The sequence below is a fragment of the Flavobacterium sp. genome (assembly GCF_043779715.1).
In the GTDB taxonomy this organism is placed as follows: Bacteria; Bacteroidota; Bacteroidia; order Flavobacteriales; family Flavobacteriaceae; genus Flavobacterium.
In genome coordinates this window covers 1-3,005 of record NZ_JAYWDT010000201.1, presented here as the reverse complement: position 1 = coordinate 3,005, position 3,005 = coordinate 1, and the positions used below count along the sequence as shown (strand labels likewise).

The following is a 3,005-nucleotide window of genomic DNA, read 5'->3' as shown; positions in this document are numbered from 1 at the left end:
AGAAAACACAAAAGAAACCTTTCAGGTAATTAATTATCTTGAAAATATTCCTACCAAAGACGAACTAAAAGAATTACTCAGAAAGTTAAACATTGCTCCAATAGATTTAGTTAGAAAAAAAGAAACTATCTGGATATCAGATTATAAAAATAAAAATCTATCTGACGACCAAATCATTCAAGCCCTAATTGATAATCCGAAACTCATAGAAAGACCCATCATTGTGAACGGTGACAAAGCCGTAATTGCAAGACCAACTGAGAGAATTAACGAGATACTTTAATTAACAATACTTTGGCAGAAAATCAATTATTTGAATATTATTTTTGTAATCGATAAATATCAAACTATGATTTCTACTAAAAAAGCCTTTGTATTTCTATTTTTAATAAGTATTTCTACACTTTTTGCACAACAAAAAACAGAAAGTAAAAAAATTACTATTACTGGTAAAATGATCGAAAAAACGACTTCTTTACCTTTAGAATACGCTACAATTACTTTCAGAAAACCAAATACTACACAAGCAGTTTCTGGTGGAATTACAAATAATAAAGGAGAATTTTCTATCGAAATAAACTCTGGAACTTACGACGTAAAATATGAGTACATTTCTTTTAAAACTATCGAACTTAAAAGTCAAATATTTAATTCTAACACAAATTTAGGTACCATTTCCCTTGAAGATGATGCTCAAAAACTAGATGCTGTCGAAATTCGTTCAGAAAAAACTACAGTCGATATCAGACTCGACAAAAAAGTATATAATGTTGGAAAAGACATCTTAGTAAGAGGCGGAACGGTGAGTGATGTTTTAGACAATGTTCCATCAGTTGCAGTAAGTGCCGAAGGAACAGTAAGTCTTCGTGGTAACGAAAATGTGAGAATATTAATAGACGGAAAACCATCGAGCGCAATTAATGTTAGTGATGCTTTGCGACTTATTCCTGCCGATGCCATAGATAAAGTAGAAGTAGTTACCAATCCATCAGCTCGTTATGATGCCGAAGGTGGTGGCGGAATTATAAATATAATTCTAAAAAAAGGAAAAAATCAAGGACTTAACGGAACATTTATCGTATCTGCTGGAGAACCTGAAAACTCAAGTGCTTCGGCAAATATTAACCTAAAAAGCGAACAATTTAATTTGTTTACAACTATAGGTTATAATAAACGTAAAAATCCTGGAAATACAAAAATAGACCAAGAAAATTTGAATCTCGACGGAAGTATAAAATCATACCTTGAAGAAAGACGTGATAGTAAAAAATTTGGACAAGGTGCTAATATAAATTTTGGTATCGAACTATTATTAGACAAAAACACTTCATGGACAAATGCATTAAGTTACCGAAATAATGAGGGCGGAAACAAAGAAAATGTATTGTATTATAATTATGACGGAAGCAAATCATTCGTAAATACAGGACAAAGATTTAACGACTTAATTTCTAATAGTGAAAATGTAGAATACACGACAAATTTTATCAAAAAATTCAAAAAAGATGGGCACAAATTAAGTATCGACGGTGCCTTTTCGCAAGAAAAAGAAAATGAATTTTCAGGTATTGAAGGTATAATTCTAGAAACCAATGCTTTTGTTTCTTCAGAAAGTACTAGAAAAGAAAACAAACAAAATAGAAATCTTATTCAAGCAGATTATGTCTTGCCAATTAAAGAAAATTCTCAAATAGAAGCCGGTTTTAGGGGCAATTATATAAACTTATTAGCTGATTATCAGGTTCAAGAAAGAGTAACTCCCACGAGTCCATTTACAAACGTAGCACAGTTTACAAACATATTAGAGTATAAAGAAAATGTAAATGCTTTGTATGCTCAATTTGGTTCAAAAATCAGTAAATTATCTTATTTATTTGGACTTCGTTTTGAGGATTCTCGAATAGAAGTAAACCAATTGACATCAAATATTTATAAAACCAAAAATTATAATAATTTCTTTCCAAGTGCTTTCCTAACTTACCAAATATCTGAAAACAGTAATCTTTCATTAAATTATAGCAAACGAATTACCAGACCAAGAGATCGTTTTATAAATCCGTTTGCTTCTTATACAAGTAACATCAACTTGTTTCAAGGAAATCCAGACATAAATCCAGCATTGAGTGATGCTTATGATATAGGTTTTTTACGAAAATGGGATAAAGTGACATTAAGCACATCAGCATATTTTAATCATACAACAAATTCGTTTCAAATAGTAAGAAAAGAACGTGGTGATCAAATAAATGGAGTTCCTGTAATCATAAACACACCATTCAACTTATCTAATGATGACAAATTAGGTTTCGAATTTACTTTAAACTACGCCTTCAAAAAATGGTGGAAAATAAACGGAAATTTCAACTTCTTTAATAATAAAACCACGGGCGATTATTCTTATATAAATAGTGCTAACAATTTAGTGGTACAAAATTTCGATTATAATGCCAACACGTGGTTTACCAGAATAACATCAAAAATAACTTTACCTTATAAAATCGAATGGCAAACAAATGCAACCTATAATGCTCCTCAAAAATACCGACAAGGAACAATAAAAGGAATTGCTGCTGCAAATGTTGCCTTTAGTAAAGATGTCTTAAAAGATATGGGAACTATCTCGTTCAACGTAAGTGATGTTTTCAATTCTAGAAAAAGAAAACAAGATTTACAGCTACCAACAGTAAATTCAAATAGCGAAATGCAATGGAGACAAAGACAGTTTACGCTATCATTTACCTACCGTTTCAACAAAAAGAAAACCGACAAAGACAATAAGCTAAAACAAAATGAAAATGGTGAAGGCGAAAATATGGGATAAAAAAGCCATGAAGTCTTAAAGTCGAAAATCATCGTGGATTCACACAGGACTTTAGACTTTATAATATAACAAAAAAGGTACACAATGTGTACCTTTTTTTATTTTGTTAAGAACCTAATTACTTAGACTCTTCCTGTTTCTTAGCTCTTTTCTCTTTATACAATTCCCATAAAGCACCGCCAAT

The 3,005-nt window shown here is 30.9% G+C and carries 2 protein-coding genes; both read left to right on the top strand.

From position 1 onward, the window contains the following. Window positions 1-283: ArsC/Spx/MgsR family protein (locus ACH2BG_RS09685; RefSeq protein ID WP_395047490.1), on the top strand; the 283-nt coding region annotated here is incomplete at its 5' end. A gap of 66 nt (window positions 284-349) precedes the next feature. Further along, the gene (locus ACH2BG_RS09680) at window positions 350-2,821 is read left to right on the top strand and encodes a TonB-dependent receptor domain-containing protein (protein WP_395047489.1); all 2,472 of its coding nucleotides are present in this window, start codon (window positions 350-352) and stop codon (window positions 2,819-2,821) included. The last annotated feature ends 184 nt before the right edge of the window (window positions 2,822-3,005 follow it).